General features: G+C 74.9%; 15 protein-coding genes and 1 pseudogene. 7 read left to right on the top strand and 9 right to left on the bottom strand.

Annotated features, from left to right (window positions below; translation table 11 throughout):
* Positions 1–18: 18 nt before the first annotated feature.
* A pseudogene (locus tag ABZS80_RS12445) lies at positions 19–774 on the bottom strand (trypsin-like peptidase domain-containing protein); the annotation flags it as partial.
* 1,222 nt (positions 775–1,996) lie between these two features.
* Here ABZS80_RS12445 and ABZS80_RS12440 point away from each other — a divergent pair.
* The 4 genes from ABZS80_RS12440 to ABZS80_RS12425 all read left to right on the top strand — a co-directional run bounded on the left by ABZS80_RS12440 (position 1,997) and on the right by ABZS80_RS12425 (position 7,906).
* On the top strand, positions 1,997–3,319 hold the full coding sequence (locus ABZS80_RS12440; RefSeq protein WP_355055801.1) for a ribonuclease D: 1,323 nt from the start codon (positions 1,997–1,999) through the stop codon (positions 3,317–3,319).
* A gap of 179 nt (positions 3,320–3,498) precedes the next feature.
* Positions 3,499–4,695, top strand: coding sequence for a thiolase family protein (locus ABZS80_RS12435; RefSeq protein WP_355055800.1), 1,197 nt, complete (start codon positions 3,499–3,501; stop codon positions 4,693–4,695).
* Positions 4,692–6,758: a 3-hydroxyacyl-CoA dehydrogenase NAD-binding domain-containing protein gene (locus tag ABZS80_RS12430; protein ID WP_355055799.1), complete on the top strand. Its 2,067-nt coding sequence runs from the start codon at positions 4,692–4,694 to the stop codon at positions 6,756–6,758. Before ABZS80_RS12435 ends, ABZS80_RS12430 begins: the two co-directional genes overlap by 4 nt.
* Positions 6,759–6,994: 236 nt before the next feature.
* The gene (locus ABZS80_RS12425; protein ID WP_355055798.1) at positions 6,995–7,906 is read left to right on the top strand and encodes a hypothetical protein; all 912 of its coding nucleotides are present in this window, start codon (positions 6,995–6,997) and stop codon (positions 7,904–7,906) included.
* Between the two features lie 64 nt (positions 7,907–7,970).
* Here ABZS80_RS12425 and ABZS80_RS12420 read toward each other — a convergent pair whose 3' ends face one another.
* The 4 genes from ABZS80_RS12420 to ABZS80_RS12405 all read right to left on the bottom strand — a co-directional run bounded on the left by ABZS80_RS12420 (position 7,971) and on the right by ABZS80_RS12405 (position 13,102).
* Complete coding sequence (locus ABZS80_RS12420) at positions 7,971–8,357, bottom strand: VOC family protein (RefSeq protein WP_355055797.1); 387 nt, start codon at positions 8,355–8,357, stop codon at positions 7,971–7,973.
* Between the two features lie 208 nt (positions 8,358–8,565).
* Complete coding sequence (locus ABZS80_RS12415; protein WP_355055796.1) at positions 8,566–11,070, bottom strand: malectin domain-containing carbohydrate-binding protein; 2,505 nt, start codon at positions 11,068–11,070, stop codon at positions 8,566–8,568.
* 293 nt (positions 11,071–11,363) lie between these two features.
* On the bottom strand, positions 11,364–12,437 hold the full coding sequence (locus tag ABZS80_RS12410; protein WP_355055795.1) for a HAMP domain-containing sensor histidine kinase: 1,074 nt from the start codon (positions 12,435–12,437) through the stop codon (positions 11,364–11,366).
* Positions 12,434–13,102 (bottom strand): response regulator transcription factor, encoded by a 669-nt coding sequence (locus tag ABZS80_RS12405; protein ID WP_151465018.1) that lies wholly within the window; start codon positions 13,100–13,102, stop codon positions 12,434–12,436. The genes ABZS80_RS12410 and ABZS80_RS12405 overlap by 4 nt, the downstream gene beginning before the upstream one ends.
* 159 nt (positions 13,103–13,261) lie before the next feature.
* On the opposite strand from ABZS80_RS12405, the gene ABZS80_RS12400 reads away from it, so the two are divergent.
* Positions 13,262–14,509: a C39 family peptidase gene (locus ABZS80_RS12400; protein ID WP_355055794.1), complete on the top strand. Its 1,248-nt coding sequence runs from the start codon at positions 13,262–13,264 to the stop codon at positions 14,507–14,509.
* Between the two features lies 1 nt (position 14,510).
* Here the strand turns inward: ABZS80_RS12400 and ABZS80_RS12395 are convergent, their stop codons facing one another.
* Both ABZS80_RS12395 and ABZS80_RS12390 read right to left on the bottom strand, forming a co-directional pair.
* Positions 14,511–15,812 carry a PQQ-binding-like beta-propeller repeat protein gene (locus tag ABZS80_RS12395; protein ID WP_355055793.1) on the bottom strand — a complete coding sequence of 434 codons (1,302 nt, stop codon included), beginning with the start codon at positions 15,810–15,812 and terminating at the stop codon, positions 14,511–14,513.
* Positions 15,797–17,080: a PQQ-binding-like beta-propeller repeat protein gene (locus ABZS80_RS12390; RefSeq protein ID WP_355055792.1), complete on the bottom strand. Its 1,284-nt coding sequence runs from the start codon at positions 17,078–17,080 to the stop codon at positions 15,797–15,799. Before ABZS80_RS12390 ends, ABZS80_RS12395 begins: the two co-directional genes overlap by 16 nt.
* Before the next feature lie 140 nt (positions 17,081–17,220).
* Here ABZS80_RS12390 and ABZS80_RS12385 point away from each other — a divergent pair, with 140 nt between their 5' ends.
* Positions 17,221–19,011, top strand: coding sequence for a hypothetical protein (locus ABZS80_RS12385; protein WP_355056033.1), 1,791 nt, complete (start codon positions 17,221–17,223; stop codon positions 19,009–19,011).
* A 45-nt stretch (positions 19,012–19,056) separates the two neighbouring features.
* Here the strand turns inward: ABZS80_RS12385 and ABZS80_RS12380 are convergent, their stop codons facing one another.
* Entirely contained in the window at positions 19,057–20,856 is a 1,800-nt protein-coding gene (locus ABZS80_RS12380) for a hypothetical protein (protein WP_355055791.1), read from the bottom strand.
* On the bottom strand, positions 20,814–22,622 hold the full coding sequence (locus ABZS80_RS12375) for a hypothetical protein (RefSeq protein WP_355056032.1): 1,809 nt from the start codon (positions 22,620–22,622) through the stop codon (positions 20,814–20,816). Before ABZS80_RS12375 ends, ABZS80_RS12380 begins: the two co-directional genes overlap by 43 nt.
* A gap of 237 nt (positions 22,623–22,859) precedes the next feature.
* On the opposite strand from ABZS80_RS12375, the gene ABZS80_RS12370 reads away from it, so the two are divergent.
* Positions 22,860–24,044: a hypothetical protein gene (locus tag ABZS80_RS12370; RefSeq protein WP_355055790.1), complete on the top strand. Its 1,185-nt coding sequence runs from the start codon at positions 22,860–22,862 to the stop codon at positions 24,042–24,044.

The following is a 24,044-nucleotide window of genomic DNA, read 5'->3' as shown; positions in this document are numbered from 1 at the left end:
CCGCCGGCGGCGCGCCGGTCAGCAGAGCTTGAACCGGTCGCACGCGGTCTTGATCGGCACCGCCAGGCCGATGCCTTCGGCGTCCCGGGCCTTGGCCGTGGCGATGCCCACGACCTCCTTCAAGCCGTTGATCACCGGCCCGCCGGAGTTGCCGGGGTTGATCGGCGCATCGAACTGGATCACCGGACCGGAGCCGCCCTCGTCCTTGCGGAACGCGCTCACCACGCCGGTGGTGACACTGTCCTGGAGGCCGAGCGGCGCGCCGACCACCACGATCTGCTGCCCGGACTTGACCGGCGTACGCGCCGCGACCAGCCCGGTGAACTTCGCGGTGGTGCGCAGGTGGGCGAGGTCCTTGTCCTTGTCGACCTCGACGATGGTGGCCTCGAACCGCTGGTCGGTGCGCTCCAGGAAGACCTTGCGGTCGCCCGCGGTGAAGACCGCCTCCACCACGTGGAAGTTGGTGAGCAGGGTGGTGCCGCCCCCGGACGGGGCCTTGCCGATGGCGAAGGCCGTGCCGGTGAACTGGCCGGCCCGTACCCGGAACACGCTGGGCAGCACCGCGCTCGCCACCGCCTCCGGGTTGAACGCGGCCCCGGCCTGCTTCTCCAGGACGCCCGCGCGTTCCTCCAGGCCGTCGAGCCGGCCGGCGGCCGCGCCCTGCGCCTCGGCCAGCCGCCGGTCGGTGGCGGCGAGCCGGTCGTCCAGCCGGTGGATCTGGTACGCCTGCAGGCCCGCGACCAGCGCCAGGATCCCGGCCAGGACGAGCCCCACCACCGGTAGCCGACGCCCCCGCCCGGACCGCTCGGGCTGACCGGCGGGCGGCACCGACAGCGGCCCGGCGCCAGCCTGCCCTGGGTAGGCCGGACGGGATGTCGGCTGACCGGGGTAGGCCGGGCCGGATCCGGGCTGACCGGGGTAGGCCGGGCCCGAGGTCGCCTGACCCGGGTAGGCCGGGCCCGAGGTCGGCTGACCCGGGTAGGCCGGGCCCGAGGTCGGAGCCGGGTAGGCCGGGCCCGACGTGGGCTGACCCGGAAAGGCCGGGCCGGAGGCCGGAGCCGGGTAGGCCGGGCCGGAGGCCGGCTGGGTCGGGTGGGCGGACGGCTGGCCCTGGGGTGCCGGTGCGGCAGCGGGGCTCGCGTCCGGTGCGGCCGGATGGGCGGCGGCGCCGGGCTGGCCGGCGAACTGCCCCGGAACGGCGCCCGGCTGTGCGGGCGGCCAGCCGCCAGGCGTGCGCGGAGCCGGGGCGGCCGGGCCGCCCCACTGGCCACTGTTCGGCGCCGCCGACCACGTGGCCCCGGCACCCGGCTGGTTGGCGCTCGGCGCACCGGGGGTCGCGCCGAAGGCGGCACCGGGGTCGGCGGACGCAGAGCCGAAGCCGAAGCCGGTACCGGGGTCGGCGGACGCAGAGCCGAAGGCGGCACCGGGCGCGGCGGGCCCGGAACCGGGAGCGGCGGGCGGGGAAGCGAAGCCGGCGCCGGGGGCGACGGATGCGGAGCCGGAAGCGAAGCCGGTACCGGGCGCGGCGGGCGCGGAGCCGTAGCCCGCACCGGGGCCGGTCGGGGCGTTGCCCGGCGGAAAGCCGTAGGCGGGCGCACCCGGGAGGCCCGCGGTCGGTGCGGTCGGCTGGCCGGGAACGGTGGCGTGGCCGGTCGGTGGGACGATGCGCGGCGGCAGCGGCCCCGGCCGGTCGGTCCCGGCCCGCTCCGGGGCGGCAGTCTCGTCGTCGCCCGGCCCCGGCACGCCGTCCCCGGCCCCGTACGCGCCCGTCATGATCGCCTTGTCCTCCCCCGTGACCGCACCGCCACCCCGGCAACGCCCTCGCGGCCCCGCGGCTCGATGGACCGTACCTGCGTGAACGGGCTTTGTCGCCCCCGGTGTCCGACCCTGCCATCCCGGCGCAACACGACCCGGCCACGACACCGGTGGGACATCCCGCCGACACGCGCCCGACCGGCTGCGCACACCGGATCGCCCGGCGCACTAGGGTTGTCAGGTGACCGACGAACCACCCCTGCGCCGTCGGGCCGCCGAAAGCCGTACGGAAGAGGCATCGCCGCATCCGTCCTCGGCCACGCCGGAGCCGGCGGACGCGGGGACCGAACCCACCGTCGGCGGGCCCGTCCCGCTGACCGCCCCGCGCGAGGGCACGCCCGCGCCGGTGGCCACTCCGAGCGAGCTCGATGAGGTCGTGGCCCGCTTCGCGGCCGGCAGCGGCCCGGTGGCCCTGGACGCCGAGCGTGCCTCCGGCTATCGCTACAGCCAGCGCGCCTACCTGGTGCAGCTGCGCCGGGCCGGCTCGGGCACGGCGCTGATCGACCCGCTGCCGCTGCCCGACCTGACCGGCCTCGACGGCGTGATCGCCGAGGCCGAGTGGGTGCTGCACGCCGCCAGCCAGGATCTGGCCTGCCTCGCCGAGCTGGGCCTGCGCCCGCGCCGGCTTTTCGACACCGAGCTGGCCGCCCGGCTGGCCGGGTTCGAGCGGGTGGGTCTGGCCGCGCTGACCGAGCAGGTGCTCGGCTACAGCCTGGAGAAGCACCACTCCGCGGCGGACTGGTCGAGCCGGCCGCTGCCGGAGTCCTGGCTGACGTACGCGGCGCTGGACGTGGAGCTGCTGGTCGACCTGCGCGACGCGCTCGACGAGGAGTTGACCAAGCAGGGCAAGTCCGCCTGGGCGGCGGAGGAGTTCGCCGCGCTGGTGCGCAACGGCGCCCGGCCGCCCCGGGTGCGGGCCGAGCCGTGGCGCCGTACCTCGGGCATCCACCGGGTGCGCGGCGCGCGGGCCCAGGCCCGGGTGCGCTCGCTGTGGTACGCGCGGGACCAGATCGCCGCGCGGCGGGACGCCGCACCGGGTCGGGTGCTGCCGGACTCGGCCATCGTGGCGGCCGCCGAGCTGGACCCGAAGGACGAGAAGACCCTGCTGACGCTCCCCGGTTTCGGTGGCCGTTCGGTGCGCCGGCTGGCGCGTACCTGGCTGGCGGCCCTGGACGACGCGCGCCAGCTGCCGGACGACGCCCTGCCGGTGAGCCCGGTGGTGGAGGGTCCGCCCCCGCCGCACCGGTGGGCGGAGCGGGACCCGGTGGCGGCCGGCCGGCTGGCCCGCTGCCGGGAGGTGGTGGTCGGCACCGCCGGCGCCCACCACCTGCCGCCGGAGAACCTGATCGCCCCGGACTTCATCCGCCGCCTGGCCTGGCAGCCGCCGGAGGAGATCACCGACGACACGGTCGCGGAGACCCTGCGCACGTTCGGCGCGAGGGAGTGGCAGATCACCCTCCTCCTCCCCGCCCTGACCGAGGCCCTCCACCTCCCGACGTCCTGACCCCCACTCCTCGTTGATCAAGAGGTTTGCGTCGGCCGCACGGCGTTTCCCGACGCAAACTTCTTGATCAACGCGGCGGGGAGCGGTGTGGGGTTGGCCACACGGGGGGTGGTGTCGGCGATGGTTACTGGCGAGTAGCATCCGGGGGAAACCGCCAGTGCCGGCTAGGGAGGCTCTCAGTGCCCCGTGAAGTTCGGGATGTCGTCTTCGTCGACGGCGTCCGCACCCCGTTCGGCAAGGCGGGTGGCATGTACGCCAACACCCGCGCCGACGACCTGGTGATCCGCTGCATCCGCGAGCTGATGCGGCGCAACCCGCAGCTGCCGCCGGAGAAGGTGGAGGAGGTCGCCATCGCGGCCACCACCCAGATCGGCGACCAGGGCCTGACCATCGGCCGCACCGCCGCCCTGCTGGCCGGCCTGCCCAAGACGGTGCCCGGCTTCGCCATCGACCGGATGTGCGCCGGCGCGATGACCGCCGTCACCACCGTCGCCAGCGGCATCGCCGTGGGCGCCTACGACGTGGCCATCGCCGGTGGCGTCGAGCACATGGGCCGCCACCCGATGGGTGAGGGCGTCGACCCCAACCCGCGGATCATCGCGGAGAAGCTGGTCGACCCGTCGGCGCTGGTCATGGGCGCCACCGCGGAGAACCTGCACGACCGGGTCCCGCAGATCACCAAGGAGCGCACCGACGCGTTCGCGCTCGCCTCGCAGCAGAAGACCGCCAAGGCGTACGCCAACGGCAAGCTCCAGGGCGACCTGGTGCCGGTGGCGATCCGCGACCCGGAGGCCGGCTGGGGCCTGGCCACCACCGACGAGGCTCCGCGGGAGACCTCGCTGGAGAAGCTCGCCACCCTCAAGACCCCGTTCCGCCCGCACGGCAAGGTCACCGCGGGCAACGCGGCCGGCCTGAACGACGGCGCCACGGCCGCCCTGCTCGTCGCCGAGGAGACCGCCCGCGAGCTGGGCCTGCCGATCGGCATGCGGCTGGTGTCGTTCGGCTTCGTCGGCGTCGAGCCCGAGGTCATGGGTGTCGGCCCGATCCCGTCGACCGAGAAGGCGCTGCGGATCGCCGGCCTGAGCATCGACGACATCGGCCTGTTCGAGCTGAACGAGGCCTTCGCGGTGCAGGTGCTCGCCTTCCTCGACCACTTCGGCATCGCCGATGACGACCCCCGGGTCAACCCGTGGGGCGGCGCGATCGCCATCGGTCACCCGCTCGCCTCCTCCGGCGTCCGGCTGATGACCCAGCTCGCCCGGCAGTTCGCCGAGCACCCCGAGGTCCGCTACGGCCTCACCGCCATGTGCATCGGCATCGGCATGGGCGGCACCGTGATCTGGGAGAACCCGCACTGGGAGGGTGGAGACAAGTGAGCCTCGCCGCAGCGAACGAGGTCGTCACCAGGGCGCTCCTGCGCCAGGTGGCCGTACCGGGGCTGGACCGTCCGGCCGCCCTCATCACCCTGGACAACGGCTTCGACCACACCAAGCCGAACAGCTTCGGCCCCGGCGGCCTGACCAGCCTGGACGAGGCGATCACCGCCGCCCTGGCGGCGGACCCCGCGTTCATCGCGGTCACCGGCAAGCCGTACATCTTCTGCGTCGGCGCGGACATCACGAGCCTGCCGCAGCTGGAGAACCGCGAGCAGGCGCTGGAGATCGGCCGGCTCGGCCACCGGGTCTTCGCCCGGCTGAAGGACAGCGCCGTCCCCACGTTCGCCTTCGTCAACGGCGCGGCGATGGGCGGCGGCCTGGAGCTGGCCCTGCACTGCCACTACCGGACCCTGTCGGCGGGCGCGGCGGCCCTGGCGCTGCCCGAGGTCTCGCTCGGGCTGGTCCCCGGCTGGGGCGGCACCCAGCTGCTGCCGAACCTGATCGGCATCCCGGCCGCGACGCAGGTGATCCTGCAGAACCCGCTGATGCAGAACAAGATGCTCAAGCCGAAGCAGGCGGCCGAGATGGGCATCGCCGACGTGCTGCTGGAGCCGGCCGACTTCCTGGAGCGGTCGCTGGAGTGGGCCGCCGGTGTCGTCCGGGGCGAGGTCACCGTGACCCGGCCCGAGGTCGACAAGGACATGTGGGCGGGCGTGCTCTACTTCGCCCGGCAGACCCTCGACCAGCGGCTGCACGGCGCGGTCCCGGCCGCGTACAAGGCGCTGGACCTCCTGGAGACGGCGAAGGACGGCGACTTCGCGGCCGGCACCGCGGCCGAGGACGAGGCCCTGGCGGACCTGGTCTTCTCCGAGGAGCTGCGCAGCGGCCTGTACGCCTTCGATCTGGTGCAGCGGCGGGCCAAGCGGCCGGCCGGCGCGCCGGACAAGGGCCTGGCCCGCCCGGTCACCAAGGTGGGCATCGTGGGCGCCGGCCTCATGGCCAGCCAGCTCGCCCTGCTCTTCGCCCGCCGCCTCCAGGTGCCGGTCGTCATGACCGACCTGGACCAGTCCCGGGTGGACAAGGGCGTCGGCTACGTGCACACCCAGATCGAGAAGGCCGTCAGCAAGGGCCGGATGGACAAGGGCACGGCGGCCAAGCTGTACGGGCTGGTGAGCGGCTCGGTCGACAAGTCCGTCTTCGCCGACGCCGACTTCGTCATCGAGGCGGTCTTCGAGGACCTCGGCGTCAAGAAGCAGGTCTGGGCCGAGCTGGAGAAGATCGTCAAGCCGGAGGCGGTGCTCGCCACCAACACCTCCAGCCTGTCGATCACCGAGATGGCCGCCGACCTGGAGCACCCGGAGCGGGTGGTCGGCTTCCACTTCTTCAACCCGGTCGCCGTGCTGCCACTGCTGGAGATCGTCCGCGGCGAGCGGACCGACGACGCGACGCTGGCCACCGCGTTCGCGGTCGGCAAGCAGCTGAGGAAGTCGAGCGTGCTGGTCAAGGACGCCCCGGCGTTCGTGGTCAACCGGCTGCTGACCCGCTTCCTCGGCACCGTCTTCGCCGCCGTCGACCAGGGCACCCCGCTGGACGTGGCGAACAGCGCGCTGGACCCGCTGGGCCTGCCGATGCGCCCGCTCGCCCTGCTCCAGCTCGTCGGCCCGGCCGTGGCGTACCACGTGGGCGGGACCCTGCACACCGCGTTCCCGGAGCGGTTCGGCGTCAGCGAGAACCTCAAGCGGATCGCCGACTCGGGCCAGCCGATCGTGGTCGACGACCAGGTCAACGAGGAGGTCGCCAAGCTGCTCGTGGTCGGCGACCAGCCGCTCACCGCCGAGCAGGTCCGGCAGAACGCGCTGGACGCGCTCGCCGAGGAGATCCGGCTCATGCTCGACGAGGGCGTCGTCGCCGAGGCGCAGGACATCGACCTGTGCATGATCCTGGGCGCCGGCTGGCCGTTCCACCTGGGCGGCGTCACGCCGTACCTGGACCGGACCGGCACCGCCGAGCGGGTCACCGGCCGGCGGTTCCTGCCGCGCGGGGTCGCCAGCCTGCACGGCTGACACGACGCGCCACCGATCGCGGTGGTCGGCCGTCCCCTCGGGACGGTCCGGCCACCGCGATCGGCCGTTTCCGGGCCGGGCACCGGCCACCCGCCGGTCACCCTGCGGACACCGCAGGGCCGGCCCCGGTCACGACCCGGTTCCGGTTTCGTCACGTGGTCGGAGGCCGGACAGTGCGGTGTCGGTGCGGATGGCTACGATCACGCGTCCGGACTTCTCAGCAGGAGCTGCCAAACATGTCCCAGCCGCCGTCCAATCCTTACCCCGGTTCCTACCCCCCGCCCCAGCAGCAGCCCGGCGGCTACCAGCCGCCGCAGCAGCCCCAGCACGGCGGCGGCTACCCGCCGGCTCCCCAGCAGCAGCCGCAGTACGGCGGCTACCCGGAGAGCGGCCAGCCCGGCCAGCAGTACGGCGGCTACCCGGAGAGCGGGCAGCCCGGCCAGCCCGGCCAGCAGTACGGCGGCTACCCGGAGAGCGGGCAGCCCGGCCAGCCCGGCCAGCAGTACGGCGGCTACCCGGAGACCGGCCAGCCCGGCTACGGCGCGCCGGCCCCGCTGCCGCCGAAGAAGAAGTCGAGCGTCGGCAAGATCCTGCTCATCGTGCTGGCCGTCGTGCTGGTGCTGTGCGTGGGTGGTGGCGTCGCCGTCTGGTTCGCCGCGAAGGACGAGGTCGGTGAGGTCGTCCAGGCGACCAAGACCCGCCTGGTCGAGCCCACCACGCTGGCCGGGCGGCCCAGGGTGAGCGAGCCGGACCTCCAGACGGCCGCCACGCAGATGAAGTCCGAGATGGCCAAGGACGTCCCCAACGCCACCAGCACGGTGGGCGCCTTCTACGGCGATCCGGCGAAGAAGGACCTGGTCATGATCGCCGGCGCGTCCGGCGTCATCGCCGACCCGCAGAAGGAGATGGCGGACGCCGTCACGGAGATCACCCCTGAGCTGGGCGCCAAGGAGTTCAAGACGGTCGACGCCGGCCCGCTGGGCGGCGACGCCAAGTGCGGCGACGGCAAGGCCCAGGACGTCCCGGTGGCCGTCTGCCTGTGGGCCGACAAGGGCAGCCTGGGCATGGTGGTGGTCTACTTCAAGTCCGCCGCCGAGATCCAGCAGGAGTTCGTGACCATGCGCGGTGAGATCGAGAAGCGGGACTAGTTCCCGCCGACCCGGTGAACCGGGCCCCCGCCGGACGGCGGGGGCCCGGTTTCCGTTTCACCGGTCAGGCCGACGCGGCCCGCTCCGCGGGGCTGCGGCAGACGCAGAACTCGTTGCCCTCCGGGTCGGCGAGGACCACCCAGCCGGTGCCGTCCGGCCGGCGCCGGTCGTCGACCAGGGTGGCGCCGAGGTCACGCAGCCGCGCCACCTCCTCGTCCCGGGTCCCCTCGGCCGCGTGCACGTCGAGGTGGAAAGCGCCCTTGCCGTGCCGCTCCCCCACCGAGACGAAGAGGAGGTCGGGGCCGTGGCCGTCGGGGGCGGCGAGGACCGCCTCCGGGTCGCCCGGGTGGTCGTCGTCGTTCAGCTTCCGGTCGAGAGCCCGGGCCCACCATCTGGCCAGGACGTACGGGTCGTCGCTCTCGACGGTGACGCAGTGGATCTGTGCACTCACGGTGCTTCCTCCTGGATCGGAGTGCGCCCCGCCGGAGTGAGGACGGTCAGCGAGGACTGCGGGGCGCGGGACTGTTCACGGTGGACATCGACCACACCCCCTTCCACACGTCGGGCTGACGCTGTCGATCATGTCACCACCCGGCGGCGGGGACAAGGCCGGCCCGGCCCCGCGTGGGCGGGACCGGGCCGGACGGGAGACCTGGGGGTCAGGGGCCGACGAAGACCGCCTTCGCCCGCCAGTCGACGCCGTCCACCGCCGGACCGCTGCGCACGGTGAACGCCGCGGCCGGCGCACCGCCCGCCCAGTCGGTGGCCGACAGCTCGCCGGTGCTGCGGTTGACCTTGTAGAGGGTGCTGCCGGCCAGGAAGACCGAGCCGGCGTCGGCGAAGCCGCTCGCCCCGGCGACGGTGAACTTCTCCGCGCCGACCACGCCGCTGTCCGGGGTGAACCAGCGCCAGAACAGGCCGCTCTGGCCGGCGAGGGTGTAGTAGAGCCGGCCGCCGCCGAAGAACATGCCGGTGACGTTCGGGATCTCGGGATAGAAGTTGGTGGTCACCCCGGCGTACGTCTGGCCGGCCGGGCCCGAGTCCGTCTCCACCGCGTCCCAGTAGGCGTCGTGGTACGGGTCGACCGCCGACGCGGCGCCGAAGGTGGACCCGTCGAAGGTGCGCCGCCACAGCGACCCGTTCATCCCGTAGAAGAGCGTGCCGCCGACCCAGAACGCGCCCCGCGCGGTGGACCACGCGGTGCCGTCCGGCACGGCCACCGGGGCCGCCGCGCCGACCGTGGTAGCCCCGTCGTATGACCGGACCTGCACCTCGTTGCCGGTGCCGGCGGGCGGGGCGCCGGTCTTGACGATCTCGATGCCGTCGACCAGCGGGTTCTCCACGACGTGCCGAAAGTCGACGCCGATCGAGCCGTCGCTGACCACCGTGAACGCCCGCATGGTGCCCACGTTGTGCCCGACGCTCGCGGAGAGGTCGAGGTCGTCCAGGACGGTGGTTCCCTCCACCGCCACGTCGAAGACGCGGGAGCCGGGGCCGGCGGTGCCGTCGTACCGGTTGGCCAGGTAGAGGCGGACCTGCACCTCGGTGCCCGTGGGTACCGGGAACTGCCAGCTCATCTCCGCGTCGCCGGCCGGGTCCCAGCGCTCGTCGGCGTAGAGCGCGGCCGGGGTGCCGGCCGGCACGGTGCCGTCGACGCCGCCGACCGGCGCGAAGCCGGCCGTGCTGCTGCCGGCGTTGTGGTACGGGCTGGGGTTGCCGCCGTCGTCGGCCGCCCAGTCCGGCCCGGTGTCCGTCGAGGCGACCAGGGGGCCGCCCGCGTTGACCCGGTACAGCACGTTCGTCGGCGCCGGGACCCCGGCCTGGTACACGTTCCCGGGAAGGGCGGCCGTGGTGGTCGGGTGCGGCGCCGCGCCGCCGGTCAGCGGGAAGAACGCGATCCGCTCCCGCCGGTACTGGAAGTTGCCGATCCACGAGGTGTCCGAGCCGACCCAGAGGCCGGCCGGGGTGACCAGCATCTCGGAGGCGCCGATGCCGCGCGGGTGCCGGCCCGGGTTCCAGGACAGGGGCAGGCCGGTGCGCGGGTCGAGAGCCGCGATGCTGGCCCGGCCCACGGCGCCGGCCTGGGCGGAGTCGCCGCCGAAGCTGTTGTTCAACCAGCGGAAGTGGCCGCCGACGTAGACGGCCTGCTCGCTGATGCCGACGGAGAGGTAGGTGTCGCCGCCGGTGTAGTCGACCCAGGTGGGCTGGAGGTCGGTGCCGGTGGCGCCGGCCTCCCAGCGGGCGGCGGCGTCGCAGAGCGTGCCGCCGTTGGGCGCGCCGGTGGTCACCACCACGAAGTAGCTGCCGTCCGGGGCGAACGCGAGGTCCCGCATGTACGAGTCGAAGGCCCACCAGGCGCAGCGCGGGGTGTACCGGCTGGTGTTCCAGTCGGCCACGGTGGCCGTCGTCCCGCCCAGGTCCAGCTTGACGATCTGGTCGTGCAGGACCCCGTCGGCCTTCTTGAAGTTGCCGATCACCACGAGCTTCGTGCCGTCCGGTGAGACGGCCAGCTTCTCGGCACCGACGCCGGCGTTGGAGCCGCTGACCCCGTCGTAGTTGTGGTGCTCGGTGAGGGCCGTGGTGAGGTAGCCGTCCACCGCGCCGGTGCTGGCGTTCAGGGAGGCGAGGCCGCCGCGCGGGTTGGGGTTGCCGGCCGTGGTGAAGATGCCGCCGACCAGCAGCCGCCCGCCGACCAGGGCGACGTCGTTGACCAGCCCGTTGAACGCCGGGCCGGCGAAGCCGGTGACCACCGCGCCGGTGGCGACGGTGAGCAGGGCCACCTTGCGCCGGGTCACCCCGTTGACGGTGTTGAACTTGCCGGCCACGAAGACCGTCCCGGCGCTGGGTCCGGCGACCACCGCGTACACCTCGTTGTCGACGGCCGGCGCGAAGGCGGTGTCCACGGCGCCGGTGGCCTTGTCGAAGGCGAGCAGGTAGTTGCGGGTGATGTCGACGTCGGACCCGCGGTTCTGCACGCGGGTGAACGAGCCGGCCACGATGATCTTCGTGCCGGCGTCGTGGATCGCGTTGACCGTGCCGTCCATGATGTCCGGCGAGGCGGTGGAGGGCGTCGCTTTGACCAGCGCGGTGTGGCCGGGCGTGGCGGCGGCGGGATCGGCCGGGGCCAGCCCGGCGGCGGTGAGCGCGACGGCGGCGAGGGCCACGAGGACACGGCGCGTGAGAGCCGAGGGTGGGGTCACTGGCAGCTCCGGAGACTGGTGTGGACAGGTGTGAGGCAGCACTCACCCTGAGCCACCCGTCACGCGCCGTCCAGCACCGGCCACGCTTTCTGCCCGACCACCGCGCCGCTCCCGCCCGACCACCCGGCGCGACCGGACGGGACAGCCGGGCCGCCCGCACGAACAGGTGGCCGCGGATGGTGGTTCGGCGGGCGGCGGCCGTCAGGTCGGCGGTCCGGCGCGTACCGTCGGCCGGCCGCGCGGACGCCGATCGGCTCCTAGGTGGCCGCGGGGGCGTCGGCCGACGGCAGGGTGACGGTCACCTCCAGGCCGCCGCCCGGCTGGGCGACCGCCTTCACCGTGCCTCCGTGCGCGTCGCAGACCGCGCGCACGATGGACAGTCCGAGGCCGGAGCCGCGGGCGCCGGTGCGTTCCTGCCCGCCGCGCCGGAACGGCTCGAACAGCCCCGGCACGTCGGCGGGGGCGACCTCGAAGCCGGTGTTCCCGACCACGAGCCAGGACCGGTGCCCGTCGGTGCCGGTCCGCACCCAGAGCCGGCCGTGCAGGTGGTTGTAACGGACGGCGTTCTCCACCAGGTTGCCGGCGAGCCGGTCGAGCAGGCCCGGGTCGCCGACCACCGGTGCGGCCCGCAGCGAGGTGTGCACCCTGAGGCCGATGCGCTCCACCTCGTGGGCCATTGCGGAGAGCGCGTTGGCGGTGCCCACGGCCAGGTCGAACTCGGTGCGCCGGGCCAGCCGGCCACCCGTCTGCGCCTCGCTGCGGGCCAGCACCAGCAGCGCGTCGACCAGCCCGTTGGCGCGTTCCGAGGCGTCCCGGACCACGCTGGCCATCCGGCGGTACTCGGCGAGGTCCGCCTCGTCGTCGCTGAGGGTCACGTCGATCTCGGTGCGCATCACCGCGAGCGGGGTCCGCAGCTCGTGGGAGGCGTTGGCCACGAACCGCTTCTGCGCCTCGAACGCGGCGCTGATCCGGTCCAGCATGGCGTCGAAGGTCTCGGCCAGCTCGGCCACCTCGTCGTTCGCGCCGGACCAGCCGATCCGCTCGTCGAGGGTGGTCTCGCCGAGCCGGCGCGCGGTGGCGGTGACCTGGTGCAGCGGGCGCAGGGCCCGGCCGGCCACCGCATACCCCCCGGCGATCCCGACCATGCCGATGGCCACCAGCGCCACCAGGGCCTTGACCAGCAGCTCCCGCTCGTCGGCGGGGCGCAGCGCGTCGCGGACCAGCAGCCAGGCCAGCAGCACCAGGACCGCGCCGGCCCCGACCAGCAGCACCCCGTTGAGCAGGGTGAGCCGCAGCCGCAGGGTGGGCCGCAACCGGGTACGCCCGCTCATGCGGGCACCTCGCCGATCCGGTAGCCCGCGCCCACCACCGTGTCGATGAGCGGCGGGTCGCCGAGCTTCTTGCGCAGTGTCATCACGGTGACCCGGACGATGGTGGTGAACGGGTCGGTGTTCGCGTCCCAGACCCGCTCCAGCAACTCCTCGCTGGAGACCACCGCGCCGCGCGCCTTGAGCAGCTCGGCCAGCACGCCGAACTCCTTGTTGGTCAGGTCGACCGGCTCGCCGCCGCGGGTGACCACCCGGCGGGCCGGGTCGAGCACCAGGTCGGCCACCTCCAGCACCGGCGGGGCGGCCGGGGTGGCCCGCCGGCCCAGCGCCTGCACCCGGGCGACCAGCTCGTCGAAGGCGAACGGCTTGGGCAGGTAGTCGTCGGCGCCGAGCCGCAAGCCCTCCACCCGGTCGGCGACCGTGACGCTCGCGGTCAGCATCAGCACCCGGGTGAGCGCGCCGGAGGCGGCCAGGTCGGCGCAGATCCGGTCGCCGTGCACCCCGGGCAGGTCCCGGTCCAGGATCACCACGTCGTAGCGGGTCACGAAGGCGGCCTCGTGCCCGGCGTCGCCGTCGTAGGCGACGTCCACGGCCATCCCGCGCTTGCGCAGCCCGCGCGCGATCGCGTCGGCGAGGTTCCGCTCGTCCTCGACCACCAGTACCCGCATCCCGGCCTCCCACCTCGTGACCTCCCACAACCTAGTGCGGGCCGCCAAGCGTCCCCCGCGCACCGTCGTTGCAAAAAATCTTCGGGTACGCGATGCTGCCCGGCAGCGAGCGACAAGCACCCGGCCACCGGCCCGGGTCCGAGCCCGACGGGAGCCCGCATGACCGCTGTCGACCCCGGCCGGGACGTGACGTACCACCGCTTCCGCTTCCCGGCGGACCTGCGCCTCGGCACCGCCGACGGGGTGGCCGCCGGACCGGACGGGCTGGTGCTGGCCACGCCGGCCGACCGCCTGCACCACACCGACCCGCACTCGGGCGAGACGGCCGGGTACGACGCGGCGACCTGGACGTCCCCGGTGGTCCCGGTCGGCTTCGCCGCCGCCGAACTGGTGCCCTCCTGGACCGCCGACGCCCCGCCCGGCTGCTGGCTGCGGGTGGAGCTGCGCGGCTGCGCCGGGGACGCCGCCACCACAGGGTGGTACGAGCTGGGCCGGTGGGCCGCCGACGACACGGCCATCCACCGCTCCTCGGTGCCGGGCCAGGCGGACGACGCCGCCTCGGTCGCGGCCGACACCCTGCGCGTGACCGGCGCGACCGTCACCGGCTGGCAGGTCCGGGTCACCCTGCTCCGGCACCCCGACGCCCCGGCCGGCCCGGTGCTGCGCACGGTCGGCGTGGTCGCCTCCGCCGGTGCGCCGACCGGCACCGGCACGCCCGCCACCCGCGCGGGTGGCGCACCGGAGACCGGCCCGGTCCCGGCGCCCGCCCGGGGCGGCACGGAAGCCGGCGACGCGCGGGGCCGGGTGCTCGACGTGCCCCGCTACGCGCAGCGGCTGCACGCCGGCGGGGAGACCCGCTGGGGCGGCGGCGGGGACTCCTGGTGCAGCCCCACCTGCGTCTCGATGGTGCTCGACTTCTGGGGCGCCGGCCCCACCCCCGACCGGTACGCCTGGGTCGCCCCGCCCGGCCCCCGCCCCGTGGTGGTGCACGCCGCCCGGCACTGCTACGACCACGCGTACGCGGGGGCCGGGAACTGGGCGTTCAACACCGCGTACGCGGGACTGCACGGGGTGGACGCGTTCGTCACCCGGCTGCGCTCGCTGGCCGAGGCGGAACGGTTCGTGGCCGCCGGCATCCCGCTGATCGTCTCGGCGGCCTTCACCCGGGGGCAGGTTCCCGGGCTGGACTACGACACCCGGGGGCACCTGATCGTGCTGGTCGGCTTCACGGCCGACGGCGACCCGGTGCTCAACGACCCGTACGCCCCCGACGACGAGGGGGTGCGCCGGACCGTGCCCCGGGCGGCGTTCGAGGCGGCCTGGCAGGGCGGCAGCGGCGGCGTCGTCTACGTGGTGCGGCCCGGGTCGGTGCCGCTGCCGCCGGCGCCCGTCCAGGCCAACTGGTAGGTCAGCGGCCCACCGGCCAGATCATCAGCCCGCCCGACGGGCGCAGGCAGACCAGCGCGGTGCCCGAGTCGGCGCACTCGTCCCAGGAGCCGGGCAGCACCGCCCGGATCCGGGCCTCACCGGCCGCGACGTCCAGCACGCCGACCAACGTCCGGTCGCCGGTCAGCCGGCGCAGCCCGAGCAGCCGGGTCGGGTCGCTCTCGACACCCGTCATCCGCCAGCGGCCGAGTCGGGCGAGAGCGCGCCCGGTGGCCGGGTCGAGCACCGACAGCTCCAGCTCCAGCCCGACACCGGGCTCGGCCCCGAGCAGCCGGCCGCCGACCGGCGCCATTCCGACCCACTGGTCGTCCACCCAGCCCGGCCGGCCGGTGGCCGGGTCGAGGGCGCGTACGCCGCCGACCTGGTCGCGGATGCACACCATCCCGGCGCACTCGACGAACCACACCCCGGCGCGGGGCTCCACCGGCACGTTCCAGCGCCGGTCCAGCCGGTCCAGCCCGTACGCGGTGACCGTGCCCGGCGCGCCGTCGACCAGCAGCAGGTCGGCCACCACCTGGGTGAACCGGTAGGAGACCCGGTCCGCGGCCGGCGGCACCCGGCCGGCGTGCACCAGCGCGCCGGAGTCCGCGTCGTGCACCTCCACCCGGCCGTCCGGGGTGACCAGCACGATCTGGGTCGGCCCCCGGTCCTCCGTCCGGTAGGCCACCCCGTTGCTGGGCAGCGGCAGCGACCAGCGCACCGCGCCGGAGGCCGGGTCGACGGCCAGGACCGTGCCCGTCCCGGCGGCACGTGGCGTCTCGAACAGCACCCCGCCGGACGCGGTCGACACCGGGTAGCCGGACTGCCGCCAGCGCACCACGCCGGTCCGGGGATCCAGCAGGGTGGAGAGCGTGTCGCCGGCCCCGGCCGGGCTGCTCGTCACCAGCAGCCCGCCGGCCACCCTGCCCAGCCCGAGGACGTGGTCGCCGGCCGGCAGGGTGAACCGCCACAGCGGCTCGCCGCCGGGCAGGCGATGCCCGGTGACCACCCGGCCACCCCGGCCGACGGTGCCCGGCCCGTCGGCCACCACGAGCCGGTCCGCCAGGACCAGGAAGACGGCGCCCTGCGGGGCGGCCACCCGGATCCCCGCCGGCGGCCGGGCCGGCGGGGCCGCGCCGGCCAGGGTGAGCACCGCGAGGCAGCAGAGCGCCACCACCCGGGCCACCCGGCCCGGCGGCCGGACCGGCGCGGGCGCCGGCTCGTCGGCCTCGTCGCCGCGCCGCATCTCCCCCAGCTCGATGACCGGGCTCACGGCAGCCGCCACAGCGCGAACCCGCCGTTCGTGTGGCGGCAGACGACCAGCTTCGCGCCCATCCGGCAGTCCCCGATCGCGCCGACCAGGACGTCCCGCGCCACGGGGCGGCCGCCTGCCGGGTCCAGCTCGACAAGGAGCTGGCGGCTGTTTCTTATCCGCCGGATGCCGAACAGCCGGCCGTCGAACTCGTCCTGGGGGACCACCTCCCAGACGCCGAGGTCGGCCACCAGCCGGCCGGTGGCCTCGTCGACCACCGCCAGGGGGATTCCGGTGGCCGTGGCGTCGCCCGCGGCGACCAGGAGCCGGCCGCCCGCGGCCCCGAACGTGCCCGTCCACCGGTCGCCGGTCCACCGGACGGCGCCGGTGGCGGGGTCGAGCGCCCACATCCCGCCGGTCAGCCGGGTGGCGCAGAGCAGCCGGCCGCACCGCTCGGCGTAGCCCAGCAGCGGGAGCACCGCCGTCCAGCGCTGCTGCAGGGTGTCCAGGTCGTAGGCGGTGACGCTGCCGCCGTCGACCCCGATCACCAGCAGCAGCCCGGCGGCGAGCAGAGTCCGCTCCCGGGTGGGCCGGTCACCCGTAGCCAGGTCGCGGGCCGCCAGCCTCGCGCCGCTGGCCGGGTCGTAAACGGCGGTCTCGCCGTCGGCCGGCAGGTGCACCAGCCGGTCCACCTCCCCGGACGGGCCGAAGCTGAGCTCGAGGTTGTCCGGGGTGCCGGGGGCCGACCAGAGGGTCCGGCCGTCGCTCACCGCCACCCGGCGGAACGGCTGCCGGCCCGTCACCTCGGGGACCTGCATGAGCAGCGCCCCACCGGCCGGGAAGGCCACCCCGGGCTGAAGCCAGCTCACCCGGCCGGTGCGGGCGTCGAAGCCGATCGTCTCCCACCCGGAGTCGTTGGCGGCCCGCCCGACGAGCAGCACGGTGCCGTCCTGCTCCCACACCGTGCTGCCGGCTCCCTCCCCCGGCACCAGGGTCCGCCAGATCGTCCGGAGTGGACCCAGACCGACGTGGTAGGCGACGAGTTGCCGGCCCACGCCGCGCTGCGGGTCGGGCGGCTGCACCACGTACACCCGGTCGCCGGAGACGAACGCGGTGGCACCGGGACCGCCGGCCAGGGTGCGCGCGGCGGGCCGCGACGGCGGGGCCGCGGCGCCCAGCGTGACCAACGCCACCAGCAGCACCACGACGCTCCGGAACGGACGGCCGACGGCCCGCGGCCGCCGTGCCGCCGGACCGGGCGCGGTGTCGTCGCGCAGCTCACCCAGATCGATGACGGTCACGACCACCCCCTCTCCGCGCCGCCGCACCGGCGGCCGGCCGTGACCGGCGCGGCGACGTGCCGCCTGTACGATGGCCCGTCGTGGCTGTGCCGGTGGTGGATCCCTCGCTGAACTCCTCGCCCGTCGAGGCCGAGGCCGTCGTGGCGGACCCGCCGCGTCGGCCCCGACGCCGGCCGGCGCGCGCCGACGTGCTGGCCATCGGAGCCTATGCGGTGCTCGGGGTTCTCGTCTGCCTCAACTACTGGGGGGACGTGGAGCACCGGGTCTCCTCGCACCTGCCGACCGACCACAGCTGGTTCGAATGGCTCTTCGCGCACGGCGCGTACTCGGTGCGTCACCTGGAGAACCCGCTCTTCACCGCCCGGCAGAACGCGCCGGACGGGGTGAACATGATGGCGAACACCTCGCTGCTCGGGGTCACCCTGCCGCTGGCGCCGCTCACCCTGCTGCTCGGCCCGCAGGTGATGTACGCGCTCTACCTCGGCGCGGCGCTGTCGGCCACCGCGGCCACCTCCTACTGGGTGCTGTCGCGGCACCTGGTGCGCTCGCGCGGGGCGGCCTTCGTCGGCGGCGCCTTCCTCGGTTTCGCCCCGGGCATCGTGCACCACGCCAACGGGCAGCCGAACTTCGTCTCCAACTTCCTGCTCCCGCTGATCGTGGCCCGGGTGCTGCGGCTGGGCGAACCGGGTCGCTGGCGGCGCAACGGGCTCGCGCTGGGCCTGCTGGTGGCGTACCAGATCTTCATCAACGAGGAGATGCTGCTGCTCACCGCGCTGGCCTGCCTGGTGGTCGTGGTGGCCTGGGTGGTGCAGCGGCCGCGCGCGGCGCGCGAGCGGGCCGGCGCGTTCTTCGCCGCCGCCGGGGTGGGCGGCGGGCTGGCCCTGCTGCTGACCGCGTACCCGATCTGGTTCCAGTTCAACGGGCCGCAGTCCTACCGGGGCCTGCAGGGCGGGGTCTTCCACAACTGGGGCGAGGACCTGATGGCCTTCGTCACCTTCGCCCGCGACACGGTCGCCGGCAACGAGGCGGTGGAGCAGACCATCGGGCTGACCGAGCAGAACACCTGGTTCGGCTGGCCGCTGGTGCTCGTGGCGCTGGCCGCCCTGGTGCTGCTGGTGCGCCGCTCGCTGCCGGCCCGGATCCTGGCCGTGCTCGTGGTGGTCTTCTCGGTCGCCGCGATCGGCCCGAAGGTGCGTTTCGACGGGGTGGAGACCACCGTCGACGGCCCCTGGGCGTACGTGCCGGACGACCTGCCGCTGGTCGAGATGATGATGCCGACCCGGCTCAGCCTCGTGGTGGCCGCCGCGGTCGGCGTGCTGCTCGCGCTGGCCTGGGACGCCCTGTCCGGGCGCGGCCGCCCGCCGGTGCCCGCCCAGCGCACCGGCTCCGCCGCTCCCGGGTCGCTCCGGCGCCGGCTGCGCCTCGTCGGGTACGCGGCCATCGTGGCCGCCCTGCTCCCGCTGTTCCCCCGCCCGCTGCCGGCCCAGCAGATCGACCCGCCGCCGCGCTTCATCACGGCGGGCGGCTGGCGGCCCTACGTGCCGGACGGCCGCACCCTGGTGCCGGTGCCGATCCCGAGCAACGTGCACGGCCTGCCCACGCTGCGCTGGAGCGCGCTCACCGAGCAGGCGTTCCCCATTCCCGGCGGCTACTTCATCGGGCCGAACGAGGTGGGCGAGGGGGTCTTCGGCGCGCCGAACCGGCCGACCAGCACCCTCATCTACTCCACGATGGACGCCAACAAGGTTCCGCCGCTGACCGAGGAGAACCGCCGCCAGGCCCTCGACGACCTGCGCTTCTGGAAGGCGTCGGTGGTGGTGCTCGGCGCGAATCCCCGCGAGGACGTGCTCCGCGAGCTGATGACGGCGCTGCTCGGGCAGCCGCAGCGCATGGACGACGTCTGGCTCTGGGACGTCCGCGACCGCGTGTAAGGAAGGGCCCCCTGTTAACGCCTCCGGTATAGGAGGGGGCCCCTCCTAACCGCCTGGGGCAACGAGCAGGGGGCGGACGTCCCACAGGTGCGCGCCGGGGACGTCGCGGCCGGGGCCGACCAGGGCGTCCACCGTGGCACGGACCGGGTCGCCCGGCGTCGAGCCGGCCTGCACGAGCACGGCCGCCCGCCAGTGCCGCAGGTCCGCGACGGCCTGGCGGCGTTCCGCGTCGCCGATCGGCGGCACCTGGCCGGTCTCGGCGGCCCGGCGCAGCAGCAGCGAGGTGGGCAGATCTGGCGCACCCCAGTGCGCGGTGGGACTGTCGGCGGAGCGGGGGCCGATGAAGTAGCCGCCCGGCGCGTCGAAGGCCAGCCCGGTGCGCGCCGACCAGAAGGTGGCGGGGCTGACCCCGGAGCCGGTGACGGGCGGCACCGGCACCAGCGTCCGCCCCGGCGGCACGTACGCCCGCCAGTCGCCGCCGGCCACGAAGGCCGGCACCGGCATGGCCGGCACGGTGCGGATCGGGGTCGGGGTGAGCGGCAGGAGCGCGGCGGCGACCGCCCCCGCCCACGGCGCCCAGGTGCGGGCCGCGCGGCGCCGGACCCGGTCCAGGGCGAGGGCCAGCAGAACCCCGAGCACCGGTACGCACACCAGCGCGAACCGGGCCGGCACCACGAGGTCGAGCAGCGGCACCCCGGCGAGCAACCGGTACGGCCCGGGCAGCCCGGTGTCGTGCCGGTTCACCACGATCGTGGTGCCGAGGGAGAGCAGCGCGAAGAGCAGCCCGCAGGCGGCGAGGGCCCGGACCAGGGGCCGCCGCCACAGCCGAACCACGATGAGCACGGCCAGCAGCGGCAGGAACGGCCCGAAGAAGGAGTTCTCCTCGGTGGGGTTCGGGGAGAGCAGCCCGGCATGGTAGCCGTCCCCGGCGACGGTCTGCCGGGCGGCGGACGCGTAAGAGGCCAGGTCCAGCCGGTAGCCCCGCGCGTAGAAGGGCATCCCGTCGTAGTGGCCGGGGCCGCGGAACTGGACCCAGAGCGGGTACGCCAGCAGCACCCCGGCGACCAGCACGCCGACGCCGAGCCGGCGCGCCACCACGGGCGCCAGCCGGCGCGCCCCGGCCCGGTCCGCGAGGGCGTACGCCCCGGCGAACACCCCGGCCGCGAGGGCCAGGAAGACCAGCACCTCCTCGCCGAGGAAGACCTGGTACGCGACGGCCAGCCCGAGCAGGATCCCGTCCCGGCGGACCCGGTCTGCGGCCGGCCGGAACACCAGCCCGAGAATCACCGGGACCAGGAACTGGGCGGCCATGTGCAGGTGCGCGCCGGCCTGGGACACGAGGCCCGGGGCGAAGCCGCAGAACAGCCCGCCCACCGCCGCGGCGGCCCGGGAGCGGATCAGCCGGCGGGCGAGCAGCGCGTACCAGGCGGTGGCCGTGCCGGCGAGGCAGAGCACCACGGCGACGAGGAAGGCCGCCTGCGAGCCGAACAGCGCGGTGACCGGGGTGAGCGGCACGCCCAGCCCCAGCACCGAGGTGTTGGCCATCAGGTTGACCCCGTCCGGCACGTTCAACGCGGCGCTGTGCAGCGGGTTCTCGCCGCCGGTCACCGCCCGGGCGGCGCGGGCCAGCATCCACTCGAACAGCATCTGGTCGCCGGCCTGGTGGAACAGCCGGTCGGGCCGGCCCCACTGGCCGGCGGTGAGCAGCACGGCCAGCCCGAGGTAGCCGGCGACCACGAGCGCGTCGACCGGGCGCGGCCGCCACCGGCGCCGGGGCGCCGGGTCGGGGCGGTCCGGGCCGGTCAGGCGGACTGGCTGGTCAGTGTCCGGACGTCCCACAACCACACGTCCAGCTCCTGCCGGGCGGGCCCGACCAGCTGCTCCACGGTGCGGCGCAGCGGTTCGGCGTTCTGCTCGTTCAGCGGCAGCACCACGATGGCGGCCCGCCAGTGCCGCAGCTCGTCGAGGAAGCGGCGGCGCTGCCGCTCGTCGAGCTTCGGCGTACGCCCGGTGGCCTCGACCTCGGCGAGCAGCTCGCCGATGCCGCTGGGCCGGCCGCCGAAGCGGCCCGGGTCGCCGGTGACCCCGTTGCGCGGGGCCAGGAAGTAGCCCCCGGGGATCTTGAAGGCCAGGTCGGTGCTGGCCGCCCAGCGCATCGGGTCGGTGTTGCCCATGGCCGGCACCGGGACGGAGACCAGCGTCTGGTCCGGGCCCACGTACTGCCGCCACCGGTCGGCCGTGATGAACGCCGGCACGGCCGGGCGGGTGGTGACCCGCAACGGCATGGGCGCGATGGGCAGCAGCGCGAAGACCAGACCGGCGGCGGTCAGGGTACGCATGGTGCGCCGCTCCACGACCCGCAGCGTCGCGGCCCGCTGGACGGCGAGGGCGAGCAGCACCCCGACGACCACGGTGGTGATGAGGCCGAACCGGGTGGGCACCACGGCGTCCAGCAGCGGCAGCTTCACCAGCAGCTCCCACGGGCCGGTGACCAGGTCCCGGTCCCACCAGGAGACCCGCTCACCCAGGGAGAGCACGGCGAAGAACAGCCCGGTCGCGGCGAGCGCCCGGACCACCACGTCCCGGCGCAGCCAGACCACGATGCCGACGGCCAGCAGCGACAGGCTCCAGCCGAAGAAGGCGTTCTCCTCCGAGTAGTTCGGGGCCAGGTTGACGTTGGCCCGCTCGTTGCCGCCCAGCGTGGGCGAGCCGGGGGTGAAGAACGCGGCGATGTCGTTGCCGTAGTCGCGGACCGTGTCGCTCAGCCCGTGGTACGCCATGGGCCCCGCGAACTGCACCCAGAGCGGGTACGCCAGCAGCGCCCCGGCGAGCACCGCGCAGACGGCCAGCCCGGCGGCGAGCGGCCGCCAGGCGGCGGCCCACCGCTCGCGCCGCTGCACCACCACGGCCAGCAGGAACACCCCGCAGGCCAGCGCCGTGAAGAGCAGGATCTCCTCGTTGACGAACGCCTGCGCGGTGACCAACAGGGCGAGCAGCGCGCCGTCGCGGACCGGCCGGTTGGAGCGGGTCAGCACCAGCACCCGCCACACGATGAACGGCAGCAGGAACTGGCTGATGATGTTCGGATGCCAGTTGGCGTGCGACAGCATGGCCGGCGAGAACCCGCAGAACCAGGCGCCCACGGCGGCGGCCAGCCGGTTGCGGACCAGGTGCCGGGAGAGCACCCGGTACCAGGCGGCGGCCGTGCCGGCGAGACCCAGCGTGACCAGGGTGACGAAGGAAGCCGCCGGCCCGAACAGGAGGGTCACCGGCACCATGGGGATGCCGAGGGCCAGGATGGCGGTGTTCGCCATCAGGTTGACCCCGTCCGGATAGTTGAACTGGTCGGTGTAGAACGGGTACTCACCGTGCAGCACGACCCGCACCGAGTGGGCCAGGAAGAACTGCACCTGCGCCGGGTCGCTGCTGTAGAGGGCGGCCACCCGGCCGGCCGGGTCGGCCCAGATCCCACTCGTCACCCAGAGCGCGGCGAGCAGGAACACCCCGTACACGGCCAGGTCCAGCCGGCGCGGCGTCCACCGCCACCGCCGCCGCGCGGCCGGCGCGGCCGGCTCCGGGTCGGGTGCGGTGACCGGGGGTTCGTCCACCATGACGGAGAGCGGTCCGCCGGGGGCGTCGGCGTCGGGCGTCGAGTCGCCACGGGGCTCGGCAGGCGTCACAGTCGGCGGAGTCTACCGGAGCGGGAGAATGGCGTACGAATCGCACGTCCCACCGTCCTCAATGGTCATCGGCCGAAAGGGTGAGCCGGGCGCGGCCGGGCGACGGGTCGTCTCGTACCATGTGGGCTTCCGGACACGACCGCGATGGGATAACAGGGGGCGTACAGGGTGGCTTCAGCCCGCCGACGCGGCACGACGGCCACCGCGCTGCTTGCCCTGCTGCTGACCGGCTGCGGCCCGGTCGCCGGGCGGCAGCCCGCGACGCTGCCGGTCGGCTACGACAGCCTGGACGGCACCCTCAAGGTCTGGCCGGCGCGGGGCAGCCTGACCCGCGACGCCGCTGCGACCGCCGGCATCACCGCCGCCGTCCGCGACTGGCGCTCCCCCGTCGACGACCGCGCCCACCTCTCCTCCTCGGGCATCCTCTACTCCGGGGAGGTCGCCGGGTCACCGCTCGCCCTGGTCGCCGCCGATGTGCCCGGCGAGGCCGCCTCCTGGCTGCTGCAACTCGACCGCGACGGACAGCGCTGGCGCGTCGCCCACGCCACCGAGTACACCGAGCCCGGCTACCTCGTCTACTCCGACGTGCTGCCCGTCCAGCAGCCCACCGGCCGCCGCTATCTCACCTCCGCCCGGGTGGAGCGGCTGCTCGGCCCCGACGGGAAGGCGCTCCCCGCGGCCGACGGCATCACCGAGCCGGTCGCCGTGCCCGCCTGCCAGGCCGTGGCGGTGACCGCGACGCTGCGGCCCACCCGCTCACTGCCGCGCGGCCGGGCCGCGGACCGCGTCCTCGACCTGGGTACGGCGACTCCGGCGCCTCGCTATCCCCTGGTGCGCGACGAGACGGGTTCGGGGAAGCGGGCGCTGACCGGGCTGGACACGTGCCTGCTCGGCGGGGAGCGCGGGCCGTTCGGGAGCGTGCCGCGGCGGCTCGGGGACCGGCAGGCGCCGCGGTCGGCGCCGGAGTCCTGGCCGATGGCGAAGATCGCGGTGCGGTCGCTGGGGTCGGTGACGCTCGGCGGCGGCGAGCCGGGCGAGCTGGAGCAGCTCACCTGGGAGAGCGCCACCGGGACGATGACGGCCGTGGTCTACCGACCGGCGGGCGGCGGCGCTCCCGTGGTCTCCCCGGCCGACCGGTCCACGACGTTGCAGGCCTACTACCTGCCGGTGCCGGGGCAGCCTCTGGCCGTGCTGAGCTGGCGGACGCGGGACGCCTCGTTCGCGGCGCCGCCGGGGACGACCCGGCTGGTGGACCGGCCGGGGCTCGTGGTGGTGGCGCAGCCGGACCGGAAGCAGACGTTCAGCCTGGCGGGCACCGAGAAGACCTGGTACCGGTCCGTGGGCGGGCGCTGA

Source organism: Micromonospora sp. NPDC005305 (genome assembly GCF_040607315.1).
Taxonomy (GTDB): domain Bacteria; phylum Actinomycetota; class Actinomycetes; order Mycobacteriales; family Micromonosporaceae; genus Micromonospora.
This window is presented reverse-complemented; position numbering and strand designations above follow the sequence as displayed.